A 22,606-nucleotide genomic window follows, 5' to 3' on the forward strand; every position below is an offset into this window, starting at 1 on the left:
GGATTACGCCTGTGGTGGACTTCGGTGTGCGCGATCCCGGAAATCCAGGCCGTCCCCGGGATCGGGCTTGACGGCAGCAAGTTCCGGACTGATCCAAGGATTGTTTGTTCAGTTTCTGGTACATTAGCAGGTGACGATAAGCAAAAAGCCTGGCCCAATCCAACGATCCAGTGTTCTGCTTGACGATCCCGCTTTCTTTTCGCAGGTTATCGCCAACTGATTGGTGCGGCTTAAACTTTACAGTTTTCGTCATGAATTTGGCTGCGGCTTTCGGCGTGTGCCTGTTGCTGTCGAGGAGCCTTCGATGGATCATCGCAATACTGTCCGGCTGAGCCGGCGCCTTTTCCTGTCTTCAGTCGCGATGTTTACGGTAACGGCGACCTCGGCAAGCTTCGCCCGCTCGTTCTCGGGATCCTTGCCTTGGACGCCCTTGTCGTCCGATCCGCCGATGCGGGTCGTTCCTGGCGGCTGGCAATTCTTCACGCCACAGGAAGCGGCCTTGGTCGAGGCCATCGTCGACCGCCTCGTTCCCGCCGACGATCTCAGCATGGGGGGCAAGGAAGCCGGCTGTGCCGTCTATATCGACAGGCAATTGACGGGCGCGTTCGGAACCTCGAGCCGGCTCTACACACAAGGGCCATTCGCGCCGGGATTGCCCACGCAGGGCTATCAGGGCGACGCCAATCCCGCCCAGCGCTACCGCACCGGGCTCGCTGCCATCGACGCCTTCCTGAAGCAGCGGGATGGCAAGACATTCGCCGAGCTTCAGCCGGCCGAGCAGGATGCATTCCTGACCGCCATGGAAGCCGGAAAGGTCGAATTGCCTGACGGCGTCAAGGCTGCCGGCTTCTTTGGGCTGCTGCTGCAGAACACCATGGAAGGGTTCTTCGCCGATCCGGTCTATGGCGGCAACAAGGACATGGTGTCGTGGCGCATGCTCGGTTTTCCCGGCGCGCGCTATGATTATCGTGACCATGTCAGCAACCATAATCAGCCCTATCCGCGGCCGCCTGTCTCCATAGAGGGCAGCCCGGAATGGTTCACGAAGAGGAGCTGACGATGACGACGATCCTGCCCCGCAAAGATGTCGTGATCGTCGGCCTCGGCTGGACCGGCGCCATCCTCGCGCATGAACTCACCGATCAGGGCCTCGACGTGCTTGCCATCGAGCGCGGTCCATGGCGCGACACGGCAACCGATTTCAACATCGGCTATGCGCAGGACGAATTGCGCTACAGCGTCCGGCGCGACCTGTTCCTGCAGCCGGCCGTGGAAACCATGACGATGCGCAACGACCCGTCGCAGACGGCGTTGCCGATGCGCGATTTCGGCTCGTTCCTGCCCGGCAATGGTGTCGGCGGCGCCGGTGTCCACTGGAACGGCCACACGTGGCGGTTCTGGGATTCGGACTTTCAGATCAAGACCAACCTGACCCGGAAATACGGCGCGGCGAGGATAGCGGACCTTCAGGTCGAGGACTGGGGCGTGACCGGCGCCGAAATGGAGCCCTATTACGACCAGTTCGAATATCTGGCGGGGATCTCGGGCAAGGCCGGCAACATCAAGGGCAAGTTGCAGGAAGGCGGCAATCAATTCGAGGATCCCCGGGCGCGGGATTATCCGAACCCGCCGATGGAAATGACCTACGCACCGACCATGTTTGCCAATGCCGGCCGGTCGATCGGCCTGCACCCGTTCCCGACGCCGTCCGCCAACATGTCGCGGACCTATGTCAATCCGCTCGGCATCACGATGGGGCAATGCACCTATTGCGGTTTCTGCGAGCGTTTTGGCTGCGCCAACTATTCCAAATCGAGCGCCCAGACCACCGTCCTTCCCGTCCTGATGAAGAAGGCCAATTTCGAGGTCCGCACCGACAGCGAAGTGCTGCATGTCGATCTCGCCTCCGGCGGCAAGTCGGCGCGCGGCGTGACCTATGTCGATACGTCGGGGCAGGAATTCTTCCAGCCGGCCGATCTCGTGCTTTTGTGCGCCTACGGCCTGCACAATGCCCGCCTGATGATGCTGTCGGGTATCGGAAAGATCTACGACCCCGTCACCGGCGAAGGAACGGTCGGCCGCAATTACTGCTACCAGACAAATGCCGGGGTTCAGGTGTTCTTCGACGACAAAAACTTCAATCCGTTCATCGCCGCAGGCGCGCTCGGACAGACGATCGACGACTATAATGGCGACGCATTCGATCACGGCGCACTCGATTTCGTCGGTGGCGCGGGCATCAACTGCATCCCCACCAATGGCCGCCCGATCGCCACCAGGCCGACGCTGCCCGGCACGCCGAAATGGGGCAGCGCCTGGAAGAAGGCCACCGTCGCAGGCTACAAGAGCACGCTCGGCTTCTCGTCGCAGGGCAGCAGCTACGCGACGCGCACCAACTATCTCGACCTCGACCCGACCTACAAGGATCGCTTCGGCCGGCCGCTGATGCGCATGACGTTCGATTTTCCCGACAACGATATCCGCATGTCGAACTATCTCTGCGACCGGATGGAGGACATCGCCAAAGCGCTCGGCGGCAAGCAGTACAGCGTCGGCCGCCGCAAGAAGGGCTGGGACAGCGTACCCTATCAGAGCACCCACAACACTGGCGGCGCCATCATGGGCACGGACCCCAGGAAAAGTGCCGTCAATACCTTCCTGCAGAGCTGGGACGTGCCCAACGTCTTCGTCATCGGCGCGTCGGCCTTTCCGCAAAATGCCGGCAAGAACCCGACAGGAACGGTCGGCGCGCTGGCCTTCCGGGCCGCCGATGCCATCCGCAACCAGTATCTGCGCAATCCCGGCGCACCGCTGGTGCAAGCGTGAGAACGCTCGCTCTCACATTCGCCGCCAGCGCTGCGCTGCTCGCGATCGCCCCGGCAATGGCTGCCGACCAGGCGGACCAGATCATACGCGGCCGATACCAGGCCGTGCTCGGCGACTGCGCGGGTTGTCACACTAGACCGGGCGGCAAACCTCTAGCCGGCGGCCTGCCGCTGGAAACACCGTTCGGCGCGCTGGTGCCGCCCAACATCACACCCGATCACGAGACGGGCATCGGCAATTGGTCTGAGGCCGATTTCCGCAGCATGATGAAGACGGGCATCGGCCACGATGGCGTGCGGCTCTATCCCGCCATGCCATACCCTGCCTATACCAGGATGAACGAGCAGGACATTTCGGACCTGTGGGCGTACCTGACAACGGTCGAGCCGGTTTCGAACAAGGTCGAAGCCAATCAACTGCCATTCCCGCTGAATGTCCGGCTGGCGATGTGGGGCTGGAATCTGCTCAACTTCAGCGAGGACGGCTTCAAGCCGGATCCGTCCAAGTCGGCGGAATGGAACCGTGGCGCCTATATCGTACAGGGGGCAGGCCACTGCGGCACCTGTCATACGCCCAAATCCTTCCTTGGAGCTGATCAGGACAGCGTTTTCCTGCAAGGCGCATCGCTGCAGGGCTGGTTCGCGCCTGATATCACCAACAATGCTCAATCCGGCCTCGGGAAATGGTCGGAGGACGATGTAGTCGCCTACCTCAGGACCGGCGTCAACGCGCATTCGATCGCGTCCGGCCCGATGGCGGAGGCGGTTGAAAACTCGACCTCGAAGATGACGGAACCCGACCTCAAGGCGGTCGCCGTCTATCTCAAGAGCTTGGGCTCGGATGCCGGCAATTCTCAAGCGCCAAAACCCGACGAAGCGCGCATGGCGGCGGGCGAGGCGATCTACCACGACAATTGCTCGGCCTGCCATGGTGGCGATGGTGTCGGGGCCGGCGCGCTTTTCCCGACGCTTGTCGGCAACTCGATCGTCGCGCAGGGCAGTCCCGAAACACTTGCCCGTGTCATTCTGGCCGGCAGCCAGGCCGTCCACACGGCCGGTGCGCCGACGACGCCTGCCATGCCCTCTCTGGCCTGGCGCCTGAAGGATCAGGAAATCGCCGACGTGTTGACCTATGTGCGCGGCAGCTGGGGCAATTCCGCTCCGGCCGTCTCATCCGACGACATCGCGGCGGTGCGCAAGGAACTGGTGCAGTAGCGGCTGTAAGCGGCCAGAGCGAACCTATGCGGGGCGGTTCGGCACCCTGGGGCGGTTAAGTATCGCCGTCTTTCGCCCGCTGTATTCGGCGAGCGCGATGCCGCCCAGCACGAGTACCAGTGCCAGCGCCTGATAGAGCTGGAACGTCTCGCCGACGATCAGCACCGAGAGCAGCGTGCCGAAGATCGGCACCAGATTGATGAACAGGCCGGCGCGGTTGGCGCCGATCAGTTCGTTGCCCCTGATATAGGTTATCTGCGAGATGACCGAGGCGCCGATCGCGGTGTAGACGATGACCGTCCAGCCGCGTGCGTCGGGCACGATGACCTTGCCGGCGACGACCTCCCACAGGAAGAAGGGCAGCGAGGTGATGAGCGCGGCGACCGCCAGGGACAGCATCAGGCTCTGCCAACGCATCACCGGCTTCATCCGCAGCCCGACCGAATAGCCGCTGTAGAGGACGACCGCCACCAGCATGATGGCGTCGCCGAAATTGAGTTCCAATGCGAGCAGCCGGCGCGGATCGCCATGGCAGGCAGTCAGGACTACGCCGAAGATGGTCAGCACCACGCCGGCAATCTGCGCCCAGCTCACACGCAAGCGGAAGAAGATGAAATTGGCGACGATGATCAAGACCGGCATCGCCGCCTGTTCGATCGAGACATTGATCGCCGTCGTGTAGTTGAGCGCGGTGTAGAAGATGGTGTTGAACAGGGTGAAGCCGCTGGCCCCAAGTGCGGCCAGCACGAACCAATGCCGGCGCACGACAGGCCAGTCCTCCTGGATCGTGCGCCAGCCGATCGGCAGCAGGATCGCCACCGCCAGAACCCAGCGCAGGAAGACCAGCGTCATCGGCGAGACGTGATCGACCGCCAGCTTGCCGGCCACCGAATTGCCACCCCACAGCAGCGTGGTGAGCAGCAGGAATATGTAGGCGCTTCGATGCATCGCGGGATTCCGGCCGTGGGGATGGCCACGGTGTTTGCCGGCCTATTGCCCCCGTCAGCCCAAGTAAATGATGTCAAAGCCGAAAATTGTTGTGCCTCAGGGCATTTTCGGCGGCAAAGAAAGGTCGCACTCGCGAGGTCTTGACGCTATAGAGGCCTGTCGTTTCGAACCAAATCCAAGCCGCTCGGCGGCGTCTCAAGGGAAAAGAAACATGGCCAATGTGGTGGTCGTCGGCTCGCAGTGGGGCGACGAAGGCAAGGGCAAGATCGTCGACTGGCTGTCGGAGCGCGCCGATGTCGTGGTGCGTTTCCAGGGTGGCCACAATGCCGGCCACACGCTGGTTGTCGACGGCAAGGTCTACAAGCTGTCGCTGTTGCCGTCCGGCGTCGTGCGGCAAGGCAAGCTGTCCATCATCGGCAATGGCGTGGTCTTCGATCCGCATGCTTTCGTGGCCGAAGTGGCGAAGCTCAAAGCGCAAGGCGTCGAAGTGACGCCCGATCGCCTGAAAATAGCCGAAAACACGGCGCTTATCCTGTCGCTGCACCGGGAGCTGGACGGATTCCGCGAGGACGCTGCCTCAAATTCCGGAACGAAGATTGGTACGACCCGCCGTGGCATCGGCCCCGCCTACGAGGACAAGGTGGGGCGACGCGCGGTTCGGGTGATGGATCTGGCGGATTTGGAAACGCTTCCCCTGAAAGTCGACAGGCTGCTGACGCATCACAATGCGCTGCGTCGCGGGCTTGGCCATGCCGAAGTCACGCATGATGCGATCATGACGGAATTGACCTCGGTCGCCGACGAGATCCTGCCCTACATGGACCGGGTCTGGAAGATCCTCGATGACAAGCGCCGCGCTGGCGAGCGCATCCTGTTCGAGGGTGCGCAAGGCACGCTACTCGACATCGACCACGGCACCTATCCTTTCGTCACCTCGTCGAACACGGTCGCCGGGCAAGCGGCCGCCGGCGCGGGCGTTGGTCCAGGCGCCATCGGCTATGTGCTCGGCATCACCAAGGCCTACACGACACGCGTCGGCGAGGGACCTTTCCCGACCGAACAGAAGAACGAGATCGGCGAGTTCCTCGGCACGCGCGGCCATGAATTCGGCGTCGTCACCGGGCGCAAGCGCCGCTGCGGCTGGTTCGACGCGGTGCTGGTGCGCCAGGCCGTCGCCGTCAACGGCATCAAGGGCATTGCGCTGACCAAGCTCGACGTGCTCGACGGGCTGGATGAGATCAAGGTCTGCACCGGCTACCGCCTCGACGGCGAGGCGATCGACTATCTGCCGGCGAGCCAGGGCGCGCAGGCCCGTGTCGAACCGGTCTACGAGACGCTGGAGGGGTGGAAAGGCACCACCGCCGGGGCGCGCAGCTGGAACGATCTTCCGGCCCAGGCCGTCAAATATGTCCGATACATCGAGGAGCTCATCGGCGCACCGGTAGCACTCCTCTCCACCAGTCCGGAACGGGACGATACGATACTTGTGACCGATCCGTTTCAAGACTAGTTTCTGAAGCCTTTCCGGGCATTGCGGCTGATTTGCGGGGGCCGGCGCGGAAGCAAAAATACAGGTCGACTGAAGCATGGCAGATTTCGTTGCTGTTCTGAAGAAAACGATAGACAACCTCAGCGATCAATCGCCGGAGATGCGGGCGAGGGTCTATGACAAGGCCCGCTCGACGATCGCAGCCAAGATTGCCCTGCGCGATCCGCCGCTGTCGCCGTCGGATGCCGCCAAGCAGAAGCGCGGTCTGGAAGATGCTATCTCCAGTGTCGAGCGCGACTACACCAAGAGCGTGCCGGAGACGGATCCGCTCGCCGAGCTGGAAAACATCTTTTCCTCCATCGACCGCAACAAGAACCAGCCGAACCACACACGCCAGCCGGCGAATGCGGGGCCGTCGTGGCCAGCGCCCGCAGCGGCGCCCACCGCAAAGCCGGAACCCTACCGGCCCGCGCCGCCGCCCGCCGCCAAGCCCGAGCCAAGCTGGCCGAAGCCCGCGTCGGTGCAGCCGGCATCCTTCAATCTGGCTGACAAGAACCTGCCAGGCATGGACGCGGACCAGGAACACGACCAGCCGGATGTCTTTCCCAATGATGACGAGCCGGCCACGGCCGACACCTTCCAGCGTTTGCGTCCCGCCGAGCGCAAGCGCAGCTATGGCGGGCTGATTGCCGCCGTCGTCGCCCTGCTGGTCGTTGCCGGCGGCGGCTATGGCATCTGGCTGAACAAGGATGCCTTCGGCAAGATGCTGGGCCTGGACGGCAGCAAGGTTGCCAAGACCGAACCGGTGAAACCGGCGCCGGCCAAGCCGGCGACCGACGCGGCGACGCCGCCGGCGGCGGGCGCCGAAGCGACGAAATTCACGCAGCGGCTGACCCCTGAAGGCGGCGAAACCGATCCCGGCCCGGCCGGTGGGCAAAGCGGCATAGGCGAGGGCGAATCCGTCGCCGCGTTGACGACGCCGCCAACGGCAACGAACGCGCCGGCCAATACGCCTCCGGCCGCCGCCACGCCTGCCCCCGCCGCGACCCCGCCTGAGGCGGGTGCTGCGCCGGCAACGCCGCCCGCCAACGGCACCGCACCCGCGGCACCGGCCGATGCCGCCGCTACGCCGCCGGCTCCCGCGGCCGCCACGCCGCCCGCAGCCGCCACGCCGCCGGCTCCCGCGGCCGCCGCTCCGGCGACGCAAGCCGCGGTGCCGGTTGGCCAGAAGGCGATCTTCTATGAGGAGCGCACCAGCACCGCGCAGGGTTCGGCCGAGCCCGGCAGCATCATCTGGTCGCTGGTGCAGGAATCGCCCGGCGGCGACCTGCCGCCCGAGCCGGCGATCCGCGCCGAAGCGACCATCCCCGGCAAGGACATCCAGTTGCGCATGACCATCCGCCGCAACACCGACCAGACGCTGCCGGCGAGCCATATCATCGAGATGATCTTCCTGACGCCCGACGGTTTCGAGGGCGGCGGTGTCGACAACATCCTGCGCGTCGCCATGAAAAGCTCCGAACAGGATGCCGGCAGCCCGCTGATCGGCATTCCGGCCAAGATCGCCGACGGCTTCTTCCTCGTCGCGCTCAACGACACCAAGGCCGACGAGGACGCCAACATGACGTTGCTGCGCGGCCAGGACTGGATCGACGTGCCGGTCGTCTACAAGACCGGACGGCGGGCGCTGCTGACCATGGAAAAAGGCATACCCGGCGAGAAGGTGTTCGACGAGGCGATCAAGGCCTGGCAGGCCAAGACGGCGGGCTGAGGAGGCGGCCTAACGATCGCCTTCGTTCAGAAACCCTGGAACAGCATGTCGAGCGCTGCGACGATGTCGTCGTGATGCTTTGAGAGGTTTCCCTCCGCGTCCGATAGTTCAGATGCGGTGAAAGCTGATATAAACTGCGTGACCATCACATGATCTTTGCCGTCTATAGCGAAGGTCGGGTTTAGTCGGCGGCCAGGAACCGGAGCTATTTGGGGCGGCATCAGGGGAACGACGACCCTCGTGTTCAGCCCCTCAAGAAGGTCGGACTGCACATCGAGAAGATAACCGTTACCGTCGGCATTCCGATAAAAATCGTAACGTGCCATCAGAACGGCCGATGTTTGGCCAATGGCAGTCCGTTGCGCCTAACATACTCGTTGGAGCTTTCGATGGCTTCGTTGTTTTCTTCCTGCCATCGACGCGTTTTCTCCGCCGCTATCGCTTTCGCGATACCTGCCTCGGCAGCGCGGGAGATGTTGATGCCCAACGCCTTGGCGTCTTTGATCAACTGAGAGTCAATGGACGTGTTGACGGACGTCCTCTGAGGTTTTGGCGTCGATTGAAGCATGGGGATGCCCTTCTTCCATGCGCATAATATACGCGCATAAAAGACCGCATGCAATCGTTCACCCTTCCATCTCTTCCCGCAACATCTCCAGTTCCAGCCACTCCTCTTCGAGCGCCGCCAGCGTAGCGCGTTCCTTGTCGAGGGCGGCGATGGTCTTTTGGAACGAGGCTGGATCGCGCTCGTAATAGGCCGGATCGGCGATGTTGTTTTCAAGCCGAGAGATCGAGGCGGTCACCGCCTCGATCTTCTTGGGGAGCGATTCCAGCGCGAATTTCTGCTTGAACGACAGTTTCTTCGCCGGTCCTTTTGGGGCAGCCGGCTCGCTCTTGCCCGGTGCCGGCGTATCGCCGACCTCCGCCTTGGCGCGCGCCTTGCGGTCGTCGAGCCTCGTGCCGCCGCGTTGGGCCAGCATGTCGGAATAGCCGCCGGCATATTCGACCCAGCGGCCGCCGCCGTCCGGCGCGATGATGCTGGTGACGGTGCGGTCGAGGAAATCGCGGTCGTGGCTAACCAGGATGACGGTTCCGGCAAAACCGGCGACCAGTTCCTGCAGGAGTTCCAGCGTCTCCATGTCGAGATCGTTGGTCGGCTCGTCGAGCACCAGGAGGTTCGCCGGCCGCGCCAGCACGCGCGCCAGGATCAGCCGCGCCCGCTCGCCACCGGACAGTTCGCGCACCGGCGTGCGCGCCTGTTCGGGCTTGAACAGGAAATCCTTCATGTAGGAGACGACATGGCGCTGCTCGCCATTGATGACGAGGTTTTCGCCGCGCCCATCGGTGAGGTATTGCGCCAGGGTTTCCTGCGGGTCGACCGCTTCGCGCTTCTGGTCGAGCGTGGCGATTTCGAGATTGGTGCCGAGCCGGACCGAGCCTGCATCCGGCGTCAGTTCGCCGGTCAGCATCTTCAAAAGCGTCGTCTTGCCGGCGCCGTTCGGCCCGACGAGGCCGACGCGGTCGCCGCGCTGGATGCGGGTCGAGAACCCCTTGACGACGGTGAGATCGCCAAAACTCTTCTCGATGTTCTTGGCTTCGATCACCAGCTTGCCGGATTCGGCGGCGTCGCTGGCCACCATGGTCGCCGAACCCTCGGCGCCGCGATGGCCGCGAAAATTCTTGCGCATGGTCTGCAACTCGCCGAGGCGGCGCATGTTGCGCTTGCGCCGCGCCGTTACGCCATAGCGCAGCCAGTGCTCCTCGCGCACGATCTGGCGGCCGAGCTTGTGCTGCTCGCGCTCTTCCTCTTCCAGCACCTGATCGCGCCATTCCTCGAAATGGCCAAAACCCTTGTCGAGCCTGCGGGTCTGGCCGCGGTCGAGCCAGATGGTGGCGCGCGAGACGCGTTCGAGGAAACGGCGGTCGTGCGAGATGACGACGAGTGCCGACGAGGTGCGGACAAGCTCTTCTTCCAGCCACTCGATGACCGACAGATCGAGATGGTTGGTCGGCTCATCAAGCAGCAGGATGTCCGGTTCCGGCGCCATGACGCGGGCAAGGGCGGCGCGCCTGGCCTCGCCGCCGGACAGATCGTTCGGCCGCTCCTCGCCCGACAGGCCGAGATGCTCCATCAGATAGCTGGCGCGGTAGGGATCATCGGCGGGGCCGAGGCCTGCCTCGACATAGGCGCGGGCCGTCGCGAAGCCTTCCATGTCGGGCATCTGCGGCAGATAGCGCACGGTCGCCGAAGGCTGGCGGAACACCTCGCCGTCCTGGGGTTCGATCAGGCCGGCGGCGATCTTGAGCAACGTCGACTTGCCCGAGCCGTTGCGGCCGACCAACGCGATCTTGTCGCCGGCCGAAGCGGTCAAGGCGGCGCCATCGAGCAGCGGCGTGCCGCCGAAGGTCAGTTTTATCCCGTCGAGATTGAGAAGAGGCGGGGCCATGTCAGCTTTCGGGCAAGGGATAGGGATGAGCGAGCAGCAGCGCGCGGCCATGGCCGAGCGCGATTTCGAGGCCCCCCCGGACTTCGTTGGAGATGGTCAGCGATGAACCGAAGGCCACCTCGACCTGGTTCAGCGGCCATTTGGCGCCGGTGACGGTCAGGCCGGCAAGATCTGAAAAGCCGAGGATCGAAAACAGCGTGCCGTCGGCATAGTCGAAGCCCGTCTTTCCCAACAGCAAGGGCACGCCTTCCTGGGCGCCGCTGGTCAGCACCACTCCGGTGCCGGTCTGGGCCAGCCGCAGGGCGAGCGACAGATGCAGGAAAGCATGGTCGGCCCGTTTGCCGCCGAAAGCGCCTGCCAGCACCAGCCGGGTCGCGCCGCGCGCGAGCGCGGCGGCGATCGCCAGTTCGCCATCGGTCTTGTCCTTCTCCGGCGGAAAGGTCTGGCGGGGCACGGCGGCCAGATCGTCAGGCAGATTTGCCGGCACCGAATCGAAATCACCCACCCAGAGTTCCGGGACAAGGCCGAGCAGCCGCGCATGGCCGATGCCGGCGTCGGCGGCGATCACGCGGCAGCCTTCGATCTGGCGGTCGAGCCGCGGCGTGCGGATGAGATCGCCGCCAAGCAGGATGGTGAATGTGCTCATATCGTGTGGCCCTTACCAGCCCGACACGCGAAACGGAAGGCGGCAAACTCCACTTGCGCGGTTCATTGGCCCGGCCTATGTGTCGAAACGCTCTAACGGGGTGCCGGACGCGATCTTCGCGGACCGGCTGAGAGGCAGTCTCGCCAACCCGCTGAACCTGATCCGGTTTGTACCGGCGGAGGGATTAGACGTTTCGGACAGTCCGACGCCTCAATTCCTTTCAACTCGAACGAAGGAGGCGCCGATGCGCATGCTTTTATACTCTCTTGTCTCGGCAGCGGTTCTGGCGCTGTCCGGGCCGGCCTTGGCCAAGGACAAGCTCACCGTCTACACCTATGAAAGCTTCACCGCCGACTGGGGTCCAGGCCCCGTGGTGAAGAAGGAATTCGAGGCCGAATGCGGTTGCGATGTCGAGTTCGTCTCGGTCGCCGACGGCGTGGCGCTGCTCAATCGCGTCAAGCTCGAAGGGGCCTCGACCAAGGCCGATATCGTGCTCGGCCTCGACACCAATCTCACCGCCGACGCCAAGGCTTCCGGCCTGTTCGCGCCGCATGGCGCTGTCAGCGACGTCGATGTGCCGGGCGGCTGGAGCGACGATACTTTCGTCCCCTTCGACTACGGCTACTTCGCCGTCGTCTATGACACGCAGAAGCTCAAGACACCGCCCAAGAGCCTGAAGGAATTGGTCGAGGGCAGTGCCGACGACAAGATCATCATCCAGGATCCGCGCACCTCCACGCCGGGTCTCGGCCTGCTTTTGTGGGTGAAGTCGGTCTATGGCGACAAGGCGCCGGAGGCCTGGGCCAAGCTCAAGGCGAAGGTGCTGACGGTGACGCCGGGCTGGAGCGAGGCCTACGGCCTGTTCACCAAGGGCGAGGCGCCGATGGTGCTGTCCTACACCACGTCGCCGGCCTATCACATGATCGCCGAGAACACCGAGCGCTACCAGGCGGCGTCCTTCGAGGAGGGCGAATACCTGCAGATCGAGGTTGCCGGCATCACCACCACGGGCGCCAAGAACCCGCTGGCGGCAAAGTTCATGGCCTTCATGACCAGCCCGAAGTTCCAGGACGCCATCCCCGAGACCAACTGGATGTTCCCCGCCGGCAAGACCGACAAGCCGCTCAACCCGGCCTTCGACAAACTGGTCAAGCCGACCAAGACCTTGCTGTTCAGCCCCGAGGAGGTCGCCGCCAACCGCAAGGCCTGGGTCGATGAATGGCTTTCGGTGATGAGCAAGTAGGGTTGAGGCGGTTGAGGCAAACCGAGCGAAGATGATTGCTCTACGGCGCCCCCCTCTGTCCTGCCGGACATCTCCCCCACAAGGGGGGAGATTGGCAGTTTCCGCGCTTAGCTTATATCTGCAGCGTCGGCGATTTGCGAAATCACCGATGACGTTCGATCTCCCCCCTTGTGGGGGAGATGTCCGGCAGGACAGAGGGGGGCGCCGTAGAGCACAATCCTTTGTAATTGCCGCGACGCGAAGACAGGCGGTCCAGCGTGCAACGCGCGTCTGACCCCCGCGTCAGCGCAGGCATCGTCGGGCTCGCCGCGATCGCGCTGCTGATCGGTGGCGCGTTTACCGGGTTGCTCGTCGAAGGCGCTGACGATTTCTCCGGCGCTTGGGCGGCCTTCGATCCCTATCTGCTGCGCGTCGTGCGCTTCACGCTCTGGCAGGCCGCCCTTTCGACACTTCTGTCGGTGATACCGGCGCTGTTCGTGGCGCGTGCACTGTCGCGGCATCCTCGCTTCCTGGGCCGCGCCTTCATGCTGCAGCTCTTCGCCGTGCCGCTGGCGCTGCCGGCCATCGTCGCGGCTCTCGGCATCCTGGCGCTCTACGGCCGCGCCGGTTATTTCGCCGGCCTGTTCGGCGCGGTCGGCGGCCAGGGCTGGCCAGGCATTTACGGCCTGTCCGGCATCCTCGTCGCCCATGTCTTCTTCAACCTGCCGCTCAGCACGCGGCTGTTCCTCGAGGCGCTGCAGACCATTCCTGCCGACCAGTGGCGGTTGGCGAGCCAGCTTGGCATGGGCGCGCGGCCGGCGTTCCGGCTGATCGAATGGCCGACGCTGCGCGCCGCCTTGCCCGGCGTCGCCGGGCTCGTCTTCATGCTCTGCATCACCTCCTTCACCATCGTGCTGACGCTCGGCGGCGGACCAGGCGCGACGACGCTGGAAGTCGGCATCTATCAGGCGCTGCGCTTCGATTTCGATCCCGCGCGGGCGGTCGCGCTGACGCTGCTGCAGATCGCCTTGACCTTTATCGTGGTGCTGACGCTGACGCGGCTTGGCGCCAATATCGTCGGCGACACCAACCTGCCGGTCGCGCCGCGCCGTTATCTCTCCGTCAACCGGACCGAGACCTGGCTGAACGCGACGCTCATCGTGCTGGCGCTGCTGTTCGTTGCCGGACCGATGGCGGCCACGGTGATCGCCGGGCTTGGCGCCGATCTCGGCCGGCTCGCCGGCGAGGCCGCAGTCCGGCAGGCGACGCTGACGAGTGCGGTGCTGGCCTTCCTGTCGGCGCTGCTTTCGGTGATGCTGTCGCTGGCCTTGACCATGGCGCGCCGGGCGCTGGCGCTGAACCGCCGCTCCGGGCCAAGGACGCTGCTCGAACACGCCACCGATACCGGCGCGGGGTTCGTCCTGGTCGTGCCGCCGATCGTCATCGGCGCCGGCTGGTTCCTGCTGCTGCGCCATGCCGGCGATGTCTTCGCTATCACCCCGGTCATGGTCGTCACCGTGAATGCGGTGATGGCGATGCCTTTCGCGTTGCGCGCCGTCCGTCCCGCCTATGATGCGGGCAGCGAGCGTCACGAACGGCTCTGCGCGCAGCTCGGCATGGCTGGCTGGGCCAGGCTGCGGCTGGTCGACTGGCCGTCGCTGCGGCGGCCGCTCGCCACCGCCTTCGCCTTCGCCATGGCGCTGTCGCTTGGCGATCTCGGTGTCATCGCGCTGTTCGGCAGTGATTCCGTGCAGACATTGCCCTACCTTCTGCTGGCGCGCATGGGCAGCTACCGCACCGCGGACGCCGCCGGCCTGGCACTGTTGCTCGGCCTGGTTTGCCTGGCGCTGGTCCTGGCAGCGGACCGGCTGGGAAAAGGAATGGCCCGCGATGTCTGACGGGGCAATTGGCAGGAAAGACGGGGCGATTGGCAGGAAAGGTGTTCCGGTGCGGCTGGATAAGGTTTCATTCAGCTATGGCGAGGCGCCGCTTGCCTTCGATGTCGCGTTCGCGGCGGCGGAAATCACCGCCATTATGGGGCCGAGCGGCTCGGGCAAATCGACGCTGCTCAACCTGGTCGCCGGGTTCGAGACGCCACGCTCCGGCCGTGTGCTGATCGGTGGGGCCGATGTCGGCGGCGCGCCTCCGGCGGCGCGGCCGGTGTCGATGGTGTTCCAGGAAAACAACCTTTTCGCTCATCTCAGCGTCGAGCAGAATGTCGGGCTCGGCCGCTCGCCGTCGCTGCGGCTGACCAAGGCCGACCGCGCGGCGATTGCCGACGCGCTTGCGCGGACCGGCCTTGCCGGCAAGGAACAACGCGTGCCGCGCGAACTCTCTGGCGGTGAGCGCCAGCGCGTCGCCCTGGCCCGCGTGCTGGTGCGCGATCGTCCGGTGCTGCTGCTCGACGAACCCTTCGCCTCGCTCGGGCCCGCTTTGCGCGACGACATGCTCGACCTGGTTGCCGGCGTCCATGCCGACCATGGCATGACGGTGCTGTTCGTCACGCACCAGCCGCAGGATGCCTGCCGGATCGGCCAGAATGTAGTGTTTCTGGACAATGGCGCCGTCGCGGCCACCGGCTCCGCCGACGATTTCTTTGCCGGGGCTGGTCCCGAGGCGTTCCGGCGCTATATCGGTGCCGGTGCTGGGGATGCCGTATCACGAGATATTGCCCGGAAGCGGACATAATTTACGGTCAAACCGGCTTCGGGCGAAGTGGCGCTTGCTTGCCATGGCAGACGTAGTGTGGCTAGGTCCGCCCTATTGGTCCGGCACAGGCCGTGATTTGCCTACAGCATCCGCCGCACGCCCCGAGGCACGTGTGACGGATGCTGTAGTAGTTTGTTTGCGCATGACAATTCAGAAGATCGCCCCCGATTTTCGCGGTCATGCGCCGGGACCCGAAAGGAAGCCGTTCTGGCGATCGGCGTTGACAGACCAAGATGGAACCCGCTGGCGCGCTTTCTGGCGCTGGCCGGTTTTGCCGTGGCGCTCGCAAGCTGCCAGATGTTCACACCTCCGGCAGTCCAGGAATCCGGCTTCCAGCCGTCCGACAGGCCGATCACGGTCGACAATGTCGGCGCCAACAACAAACTCGCCGAACTGGCCAAGGCGCAGCATCCGCGCATCCTGGCGACCTATGGCGGGGAATATTCCGATCCCAAGCTCGAGCGCATGGTCGCCAAGGTGGTCGGCAGCCTGACCGTGGTGTCGGCCAATCCGACCCAGACCTACCGCATCACCATCTTGAATTCGCCCAACGTCAACGCCTTCGCGCTGCCGGGCGGTTATCTCTACATCACGCGCGGCCTGCTGGCGCTGGCAAACGATTCGTCCGAACTCGCCGCGGTCATCGCGCACGAGATGGGCCACGTCACCGCCAACCACGGCCTGCAACGCCAGCAGTTGGAGGCCGAGGAAGGCCTGGCGACCAAGGTGGTCTCGGACGTGCTCGGCGACAGCCCGACCGCCAAGGCCGCACTGATCCGCGGCAAGCTCAGGCTGGCGCAGTTCTCGCGCAACCAGGAGCTGGAAGCGGACGCCATTGGCATCAAGTCGATCGGCGAAGCCGGCTATGATCCATACGCCGCCGGCCGGTTCCTGCAGTCGATGTCGGCCTATACCGATTTCCGCTCGATCAGCGGTGCCACCGACGCCAGCCTCGACTTCCTGGCGACGCACCCCAACACGCCGCAGCGCATCGATCTGGCGCAGCGCCATGCCCGCCAGTTCGGCGCACCCGGCGTCGGCACGCGCGACCGCGATTCCTTCCTCGCCGGCATAGACGGCCTGCTCTACGGAGATACGCCGGAGGAAGGCTATGTGCGCGGCGAGACCTTCCTGCATCCGGGCCTCGGTGTGTCATTCACGGTGCCGGACGGCTTCATCATCGACAATTCCGCGGCAGCGGTGACGGCGACCGGGCCGGGTGACATAGCCATCCGCTTCGACGGCGTTTCGATCGACAAGAACCGCGCCTTGACCGACTACATCCGCAGCGGCTGGGTCGCCGGTCTCGACGACAGCACCGTCAAGCAGGAAACGATCAACGGCAACGAGGCGGCGACCGCGCATGCCGGCGCCGAAGGCTGGCAGTTCGACATCGCGGTGATCCGCGCCGGCGGCCAGGTCTACCGGCTGCTCACCGCTGCACCCTCGGCCAGCACCTCGCTCGACACGGTGGCACGCTCGGTCAGCGGGTCGTTCCGTATCCTGAGCCCTGCTGAAAAAGCGGCCCTGAAGCCGCTGCACATCCGCGTGCTCACCGTGCAGCCGGGACAGACCATGGGCTCGCTCGCCGCGCAGATGGTGGGCGTCGACCGCAAGCTCGACCTGTTCCGCGTGCTCAATGCGCTGTCGCCGGGTGCCGCTGTTTCGGCCGGTGACAAGGTCAAGATCGTCACCGACAAGTAAGAGCCGGCTTCGCGATCAGGCGGCTGTCGCCAGAAACTCCGGATTCTGCTTTACCAGCGCGACCTTGAGCTTTTCCATGGCGCGGGCCTCGATCTGGCGTACGCGTTCCTTGGAAATGCCGAGCGTTTCGCCGAGTGCCTCAAGCGTCGCACCCTCGTCGCTGAGCCGGCGTTCCTCGATGATGCGCAGTTCGCGGGCGTTGAGGGCGGCGAGAGCCGCTTTCAGCCAGACGGAGCGGCGCGCGACATCGATGCGGTCGCTGACGACCTCATCGGGCAGCGGATCGTCCGAGACCAGGAAATCCATCCGCTCGGTGGCGCCCGCATCGTCGGCCAGCGGCACGTTGAGCGAGGAATCCGGAGCCGACAGCCGCGAATCCATCATCGCCACATCGGCTTCGGAAACACCAAGCGCAACCGACACTTCGCGATACAAGGTTTCGTTGGAGAGCGGCTCGGCGCCGTTTGCCAAACGGGCACGCAAGCGCCTGAGATTGAAGAACAGAGCCTTTTGCGCTGAACTCGTGCCGCCGCGCACGATCGACCAATTGCGCAGGATGTAGTCCTGCATCGAGGCGCGGATCCACCATGTCGCATAGGTCGAGAACCGAACCTCGCGTTCGGGCTCGAAGCGCGCGGCGGCCTCGAGCAGGCCGACATGGCCTTCCTGGATCAGGTCGCCAAGCGGCAGGCCGTAATGGCGGAATTTGGAAGCCATGGAAATGACCAGCCGCATATGGGCGACGGTGATGCTGTGCAAAGCGTTCTGGTCGTTGTCTTCTTTCCAGAGCAGGGCCAGCCGATGCTCCTCGTCGCGCTCCAGGTAGGGGGCCTTCATGGCCGCGCGGACCATGGTCCGTCCTGCCGTGTCTTCCATCATGAGGCACTCCCTGGCTCAGGCGATGCGAATAACGAACTGGCAGGGCGTCGGGTTGAAATCGCGGCGTCGTGCCCTAGAACAGCCAAAACTGCCATGCGCGAGAAAAGTTCCGCCCGCGCGGGCAGGCGAGCGGTATCATCCGGGCGATTTCGCAGCGGTTGCCTGGACCATCAGGATGCTGCGAACAAGTTTCCTTCGGAGAATGCGGTTTCAGAAATCCATCGTTTTTGAAATCTCGTTCCTTATTTTTTCGACCTGCATCTGTCATTTTCCAGCCCTCACAACATGCCGGGTTGCCGGCCAAGGACGGGATCACAGAAAAATGAAATGGCTCAAGTCGCTCATCATCGCCGGAACGCTGCAAGCCCTGGCTGTCGCATCGGGCCATGCCGGCGCCAATCTCGACCAGATCAAGCAGGCCGGGGTCATCAAGGTGGGCACGGAAGGCACTTACGCACCCTTCACCTATCATGACGCTTCCGGCGCGCTGGTCGGTTTCGACGTCGAAATCGCCAAGGCGATCGGCGACAAGCTCGGGGTGAAGGTCGAGTTTCTCGAGGGCAAGTGGGACGGGCTGATCGCCGGCCTCGACGTCAACCGTTACGATGCCGTCATCAACGAAGTCGGCATCACCGACGCCCGCAAGGCCAAGTATGATTTCTCCGACCCCTACATCGCGTCCAAGGCGGTGCTGATCGTGCGCGGCGACAACACCGACATCAAGACCTTCGCCGATCTCAAAGGCAAGAAGTCGGCGCAGTCGCTGACTTCGAATTTCGGCAAGCTGGCCGAGACGAACGGCGCCGAGCTGGTCGGCACCGATGGCTTCGACCAGTCGATCCAGCTGCTTTTGACCGGCCGTGCCGACGCCACCATCAACGACAGCCTGTCGTTCCTCGACTTCAAGAAGCACAAGCCCGACGCCAATGTGAAGATCGCCGCGCAAGAGGAAAACGCCGACTATTCCGGCGTCATCGTGCGCAAGGGCGATCCCGAGCTGGTCGCCGCGATCAACAAGGCGCTGGCCGACATCAAGGCGGACGGCACCTATCAGAAGATCGCCGACACCTATTTCGGCCAGGACGTTTCGAAGTAGGTTTTCCTGGGATGGGCCGGTTGCCGGCCCGTGCGATGCATCCAGCGGCGAGCCGTCTTTGACGGTTTGCCGCTTTTGCCGTGATATGGCTGACGTCTAGCATTCTGGAGGGTCTTTCGTGCCGCACTGGCTGCAACTGATGCTGGAGTCGCTGCCTTCGCTGCTCTGGGCCGCGCTGATCTTCACCGTGCCGTTGACGCTGCTGTCCTTCGTGCTGGGCCTGACGGTCGGCCTGGGCGCGGCGCTCGGCCGTCTGTTCGGACCCAAGCCGCTGGTCGCGCTCGTGCGCTTCTATGTCTGGATATTTCGCGGCACACCGCTCCTGGTGCAGTTGTTCCTGATCTTCTACGGCCTGCCGTCGGTCGGCATATTGCTCGATGCCTTCACCGCGGCGCTGATCGGCTTCACGCTCAACATCGGCGCCTACACGTCGGAGATCATCCGCGCCGCCATCGGCTCGGTGCCGAAAGGCCAGTGGGAAGCCGCCTATTCGATCGGCATGACCTGGAGCCAGGCGATGCGGCGCACCATCCTGCCGCAAGCCGGCCGGGTCGCGGTGCCGCCGCTGTCCAATACCTTCATCTCGCTGGTCAAGGACACCTCGCTGGCAGCCGCCATCACCGTGCCGGAGATGTTCCAGGCGGCGCAGCGCATCGTCGCCACCACCTACGAGCCGCTGATCCTCTATGTCGAGGCGGCAATCCTCTATCTGGCGATGAGCTCGGTGCTGTCGGCCCTGCAGACGCGGCTGGAGGAACGGCTCAACCGCTATGGCGGCTTCCTGGAGGCACGCTCATGATCGGCCTCACCGACATCGAAAAGCGCTTCGGCGACAATCTGGTGCTGAAGGGTGTGACCGTCGCCATCGACGAAGGCAGCGTCACCGCACTTGTCGGCCCTTCGGGTGGGGGAAAAAGCACGCTGTTGCGCTGCATCAACCTTCTGGAGATCCCGACATCGGGCACGGTGCGCATTGGCGACGAAACGCTGGAATTCCGCCCGGGCATCAAGGTGGCGACCGCCGACATCAGGCGCCTGCGCCTGCAGACCGGCATGGTGTTCCAGAATTTCCAGCTGTTTCCGCACCGCACCGCGATCGAGAATGTCATGGAAGGCCTGGTGACGGTGCTGAAATGGTCGCCGCAGAGGGCGCGCGAGCGGGCGCTGGCGCTGCTGGAGAAGGTCGGCATGGTGCACAAGGCCGATGCGTGGCCGGCGACGCTGTCGGGCGGCCAGCAGCAGCGCGTGGCCATTGCCCGGGCACTGGCGCCGTCGCCGAAAGTGCTGCTCTGCGATGAGCCGACCTCGGCGCTCGATCCGGAATTGGCACAGGAAGTGGTCGACGTGCTTGGCAAGCTCGCCAGCGAGGGCACGACCATGGTGATGGCGACGCACGACCTGCGCCTCGCCTCCAAGATCGCCCAGGAAGTGGTCTTCCTCGATGCCGGCGTCGTCGTCGAAAAGGGGCCGTCCGCCGTTCTGTTCGGCAATCCGGAGCGGGAACGGACCAAGCGGTTCATCGCGACGCTGAAGCAGGAGGCGGAGAAGGAGGGCGGGGGCTGAGTCCTCTACCTCTCGTTGTGGAGGTCGGACCCAAAGGTCCGGAGGGTAGGCGCTGCCCCCCACCCCGCTGCTTTGCAGCGACCCTCCCCACAAGGGGGAGGGTAAGCAAAAACCCGGCGCGAGGCCGGGTTTTTCAGAACTCGAAGGTTCAAAGGCTCAGGCAGCTTCTTCCTGCTCGGCTTCCTCGTTGTCGGCCTTGGCGCCGCGCTTAGGGCCCTTGTTGAGATTGACCTCGATCAGGCGCACGGCTTCGGTTTCCGACATGCGGTTGACGGCCGCGATCTCGCGGGCCATGCGGTCCAGCGCCGCCTCATAGAGCTGGCGTTCGGAATAGGACTGCTCCGGCTGATTGTCGGCACGGTAGAGGTCGCGCACGACTTCGGAGATCGAGATCAAGTCGCCCGAATTGATCTTGGCATCATATTCCTGGGCGCGACGCGACCACATGGTGCGCTTGACGCGGGCGCGGCCCTGAACGACCTTCAGCGCGCGCTCGACATAATCCTCTTCCGAGAGTTTGCGCATGCCGATGGAGGTCGCCTTGGCGACCGGCACCTTCAGGCGCATCTTGTCCTTCTGGAAGTCGATGACGAACAGTTCCAGCTTGTGACCGGCCACTTCCTGCTCATCGATCGACACGATCTGGCCGACGCCGTGCGCCGGATAGACAATGTACTCACCGGTCTTGAAACCATGACGCGCACCGGTGGACTTCTTCTGCGGGGTGATCGTAGCCATTACGCCGTGAACTCCTTGTTGTGGTGCCGGCGTCCTGCCGGCCCGAACTCGTGCGATCGGGGGACCCGATCCTTAGCCGCACAACAGATGAACCCATCGGAAAAGCCGGACCGGCAAACCGCACAGATTGCGACCGCCTGGCCCAGATCGCTCTGGTCCGGAATGGGATTTTCACCTTTCAGTGATTTGGGGCGTCTGCGCCATAAATCGACGTGTGTCACCGGCATGTTTGGCTGATGTAACACAAAAAGTCGGAAGAATCAAGGTTTTGCTGCGTAAGCGAAGGCCACAGGTCCGTGCCGCCTGTCAAGGCGGTCAATGCAGCATGGCTCTTAACTTGCGTAATACCGGCCTTGGCGGCCGGCTTGTCAATCGCCTTCGCCAGGCTCGGCGGAGAAGTATTTCTCGAATTTGCCAGCCTCGCCGTCGAAGGTTTTAGCGTCGGCCGGCGGCTCCTTCTTGGCGGTGATGTTGGGCCATTTCTCGGCGTATTCGGTGTTGATCTGCAGCCATTTGTCGAGGCCCGACTCGGTGTCGGGCTTGATCGCGTCGGCGGGGCATTCCGGCTCGCAGACGCCGCAATCGATGCACTCGTCGGGATGAATGACGAGCATGTTCTCGCCTTCATAGAAACAGTCGACCGGACAGACCTCGATGCAATCCATGTATTTGCATTTGATGCAGTTGTCGGTCACGACATAGGTCATCGGTCGGCTCCGGGACGTCCCAGCTCTATTGGGCCAGTTTTGTTGGGCTTTTTCCGTGAGGTAACGCCTTTGTCCGTCGCTTGCAAGGGCAGCCATGCCCGGCGGCATCGGCGTTTCCGGAATGAAATTCCAGCACGCCGGGTACGGCAGGGGCATTTGATGTCCTGTTTGCCGGGTCCGGTTTCCGTCTGGCGTCTGTCGCCGTCCCAAAATCGCTAGTGGCGCGCTTGACCACAACCTCTTGGGCGACAAACCTCAATCTTCGCCGAGCAAGCGGTCGGTCTGGCGGCGCTCCCGTTTGGTTGGGCGGCCGCTGCCGGCCTCGCGCAGCGCCGGGATGGCATCGGGCACGCTGTCGGCCTTCGGTGTAGGCAGCGGCGACATGTCCTCGTAGAGGGTGCGAGCCTCCTCGGCCGGGCCGCGCCGCACACCGGCACCGAGCACCTTCCAGACGAAAATGCGCCGGTCGAGTGTGATGGTCAGCACATCGCCCGGCTTGACCAGATCCGAGGCCTGCGCTGCTTTGTCGCGATTGATACGCACGCGGCCGGCGACCACCAGCTTCGCCGCCAGCGAGCGCGATTTCACGGCCCGCGAGAAGAAGAGCCATTTGTCAATGCGCTGGCGGCCTTCAGCAACCATCGAAG

Annotated in this window: 21 protein-coding genes and 1 riboswitch; of the genes, 12 read left to right on the forward strand and 9 right to left on the reverse strand. The window is 64.0% G+C overall.

Annotated elements, in window-relative coordinates:
• Positions 1 to 304: 304 nt before the first annotated feature.
• From AC0NIH_RS06325 to AC0NIH_RS06335, 3 genes are read left to right on the forward strand one after another with little or no spacing between them, the layout of a single operon-like run.
• Positions 305 to 1,057: a gluconate 2-dehydrogenase subunit 3 family protein gene (locus tag AC0NIH_RS06325; protein WP_473462797.1), complete on the forward strand. Its 753-nt coding sequence runs from the start codon at positions 305 to 307 to the stop codon at positions 1,055 to 1,057.
• A gap of 2 nt (positions 1,058 to 1,059) precedes the next feature.
• Complete coding sequence (locus AC0NIH_RS06330; RefSeq protein ID WP_473462799.1) at positions 1,060 to 2,826, forward strand: GMC family oxidoreductase; 1,767 nt, start codon at positions 1,060 to 1,062, stop codon at positions 2,824 to 2,826.
• Positions 2,823 to 4,040 (forward strand): cytochrome c, encoded by a 1,218-nt coding sequence (locus AC0NIH_RS06335; RefSeq protein ID WP_473462802.1) that lies wholly within the window; start codon positions 2,823 to 2,825, stop codon positions 4,038 to 4,040. Before AC0NIH_RS06330 ends, AC0NIH_RS06335 begins: the two co-directional genes overlap by 4 nt.
• Before the next feature lie 24 nt (positions 4,041 to 4,064).
• Here the strand turns inward: AC0NIH_RS06335 and AC0NIH_RS06340 are convergent, their stop codons facing one another.
• The gene (locus tag AC0NIH_RS06340; RefSeq protein WP_473462805.1) at positions 4,065 to 4,988 is read right to left on the reverse strand and encodes a DMT family transporter; all 924 of its coding nucleotides are present in this window, start codon (positions 4,986 to 4,988) and stop codon (positions 4,065 to 4,067) included.
• A 211-nt stretch (positions 4,989 to 5,199) separates the two neighbouring features.
• Between AC0NIH_RS06340 and AC0NIH_RS06345 the strand changes: the two genes are divergently transcribed.
• Positions 5,200 to 6,498: an adenylosuccinate synthase gene (locus AC0NIH_RS06345; protein WP_023766155.1), complete on the forward strand. Its 1,299-nt coding sequence runs from the start codon at positions 5,200 to 5,202 to the stop codon at positions 6,496 to 6,498.
• 76 nt (positions 6,499 to 6,574) lie between these two features.
• Positions 6,575 to 8,248: a hypothetical protein gene (locus AC0NIH_RS06350; protein WP_473462807.1), complete on the forward strand. Its 1,674-nt coding sequence runs from the start codon at positions 6,575 to 6,577 to the stop codon at positions 8,246 to 8,248.
• A 26-nt stretch (positions 8,249 to 8,274) separates the two neighbouring features.
• Here the strand turns inward: AC0NIH_RS06350 and AC0NIH_RS06355 are convergent, their stop codons facing one another.
• Genes AC0NIH_RS06355 through AC0NIH_RS06370 form a run of 4 tightly spaced genes read right to left on the reverse strand, consistent with a single transcriptional unit; the run spans position 8,275 to position 11,341 of the window.
• On the reverse strand, positions 8,275 to 8,574 hold the full coding sequence (locus AC0NIH_RS06355) for a CcdB family protein (protein ID WP_473462810.1): 300 nt from the start codon (positions 8,572 to 8,574) through the stop codon (positions 8,275 to 8,277).
• On the reverse strand, positions 8,574 to 8,816 hold the full coding sequence (locus tag AC0NIH_RS06360; RefSeq protein ID WP_140573096.1) for a type II toxin-antitoxin system CcdA family antitoxin: 243 nt from the start codon (positions 8,814 to 8,816) through the stop codon (positions 8,574 to 8,576). The genes AC0NIH_RS06355 and AC0NIH_RS06360 overlap by 1 nt, the downstream gene beginning before the upstream one ends.
• A gap of 58 nt (positions 8,817 to 8,874) precedes the next feature.
• Positions 8,875 to 10,695 carry an ABC-F family ATP-binding cassette domain-containing protein gene (locus AC0NIH_RS06365; protein WP_473462813.1) on the reverse strand — a complete coding sequence of 607 codons (1,821 nt, stop codon included), beginning with the start codon at positions 10,693 to 10,695 and terminating at the stop codon, positions 8,875 to 8,877.
• Position 10,696: 1 nt separating this feature from the next.
• Positions 10,697 to 11,341 (reverse strand): thiamine diphosphokinase, encoded by a 645-nt coding sequence (locus AC0NIH_RS06370; protein WP_473462816.1) that lies wholly within the window; start codon positions 11,339 to 11,341, stop codon positions 10,697 to 10,699.
• 86 nt (positions 11,342 to 11,427) lie between these two features.
• Positions 11,428 to 11,542: riboswitch (TPP riboswitch) on the forward strand.
• A gap of 43 nt (positions 11,543 to 11,585) precedes the next feature.
• Between AC0NIH_RS06370 and thiB the strand changes: the two genes are divergently transcribed.
• The 4 genes from thiB to AC0NIH_RS06390 all read left to right on the forward strand — a co-directional run bounded on the left by thiB (position 11,586) and on the right by AC0NIH_RS06390 (position 16,976).
• A complete protein-coding gene (gene thiB / locus AC0NIH_RS06375) occupies positions 11,586 to 12,584 on the forward strand; it encodes a thiamine ABC transporter substrate binding subunit (RefSeq protein ID WP_473462818.1) in 999 nt (332 codons plus the stop codon).
• Between the two features lie 257 nt (positions 12,585 to 12,841).
• Positions 12,842 to 14,461, forward strand: a complete 1,620-nt coding sequence (gene thiP, locus AC0NIH_RS06380; protein ID WP_473462821.1) for a thiamine/thiamine pyrophosphate ABC transporter permease — start codon at positions 12,842 to 12,844, stop codon at positions 14,459 to 14,461.
• On the forward strand, positions 14,454 to 15,251 hold the full coding sequence (thiQ, locus tag AC0NIH_RS06385; RefSeq protein ID WP_473462823.1) for a thiamine ABC transporter ATP-binding protein: 798 nt from the start codon (positions 14,454 to 14,456) through the stop codon (positions 15,249 to 15,251). Before thiP ends, thiQ begins: the two co-directional genes overlap by 8 nt.
• Positions 15,252 to 15,569: 318 nt before the next feature.
• Positions 15,570 to 16,976: a M48 family metalloprotease gene (locus AC0NIH_RS06390; RefSeq protein WP_224686885.1), complete on the forward strand. Its 1,407-nt coding sequence runs from the start codon at positions 15,570 to 15,572 to the stop codon at positions 16,974 to 16,976.
• Positions 16,977 to 16,991: 15 nt separating this feature from the next.
• Here the strand turns inward: AC0NIH_RS06390 and AC0NIH_RS06395 are convergent, their stop codons facing one another.
• On the reverse strand, positions 16,992 to 17,855 hold the full coding sequence (locus tag AC0NIH_RS06395) for an RNA polymerase factor sigma-32 (RefSeq protein WP_023769392.1): 864 nt from the start codon (positions 17,853 to 17,855) through the stop codon (positions 16,992 to 16,994).
• Positions 17,856 to 18,177: 322 nt separating this feature from the next.
• Here AC0NIH_RS06395 and AC0NIH_RS06400 point away from each other — a divergent pair, with 322 nt between their 5' ends.
• The 3 genes from AC0NIH_RS06400 (at position 18,178) to AC0NIH_RS06410 (ending at position 20,514) form a co-directional block, all read left to right on the forward strand.
• Positions 18,178 to 18,951, forward strand: coding sequence for an amino acid ABC transporter substrate-binding protein (locus AC0NIH_RS06400; RefSeq protein ID WP_013892561.1), 774 nt, complete (start codon positions 18,178 to 18,180; stop codon positions 18,949 to 18,951).
• A gap of 118 nt (positions 18,952 to 19,069) precedes the next feature.
• Positions 19,070 to 19,750: an amino acid ABC transporter permease gene (locus tag AC0NIH_RS06405; RefSeq protein WP_013892562.1), complete on the forward strand. Its 681-nt coding sequence runs from the start codon at positions 19,070 to 19,072 to the stop codon at positions 19,748 to 19,750.
• A complete protein-coding gene (locus tag AC0NIH_RS06410; RefSeq protein ID WP_352706077.1) occupies positions 19,747 to 20,514 on the forward strand; it encodes an amino acid ABC transporter ATP-binding protein in 768 nt (255 codons plus the stop codon). The genes AC0NIH_RS06405 and AC0NIH_RS06410 overlap by 4 nt, the downstream gene beginning before the upstream one ends.
• A gap of 156 nt (positions 20,515 to 20,670) precedes the next feature.
• On the opposite strand, the gene AC0NIH_RS06415 is transcribed toward AC0NIH_RS06410, so the two are convergent.
• The 3 genes from AC0NIH_RS06415 to AC0NIH_RS06425 form a co-directional block, all read right to left on the reverse strand.
• Complete coding sequence (locus tag AC0NIH_RS06415; protein WP_010911999.1) at positions 20,671 to 21,252, reverse strand: CarD family transcriptional regulator; 582 nt, start codon at positions 21,250 to 21,252, stop codon at positions 20,671 to 20,673.
• Between the two features lie 368 nt (positions 21,253 to 21,620).
• The gene (gene fdxA / locus AC0NIH_RS06420; RefSeq protein ID WP_013892564.1) at positions 21,621 to 21,959 is read right to left on the reverse strand and encodes a ferredoxin FdxA; all 339 of its coding nucleotides are present in this window, start codon (positions 21,957 to 21,959) and stop codon (positions 21,621 to 21,623) included.
• Between the two features lie 255 nt (positions 21,960 to 22,214).
• Positions 22,215 to 22,601 carry an RNA-binding S4 domain-containing protein gene (locus tag AC0NIH_RS06425; protein ID WP_023769389.1) on the reverse strand — a complete coding sequence of 129 codons (387 nt, stop codon included), beginning with the start codon at positions 22,599 to 22,601 and terminating at the stop codon, positions 22,215 to 22,217.
• Positions 22,602 to 22,606: the final 5 nt, after the last annotated feature.

The organism is Mesorhizobium sp. WSM1386 (genome assembly GCF_055901595.1).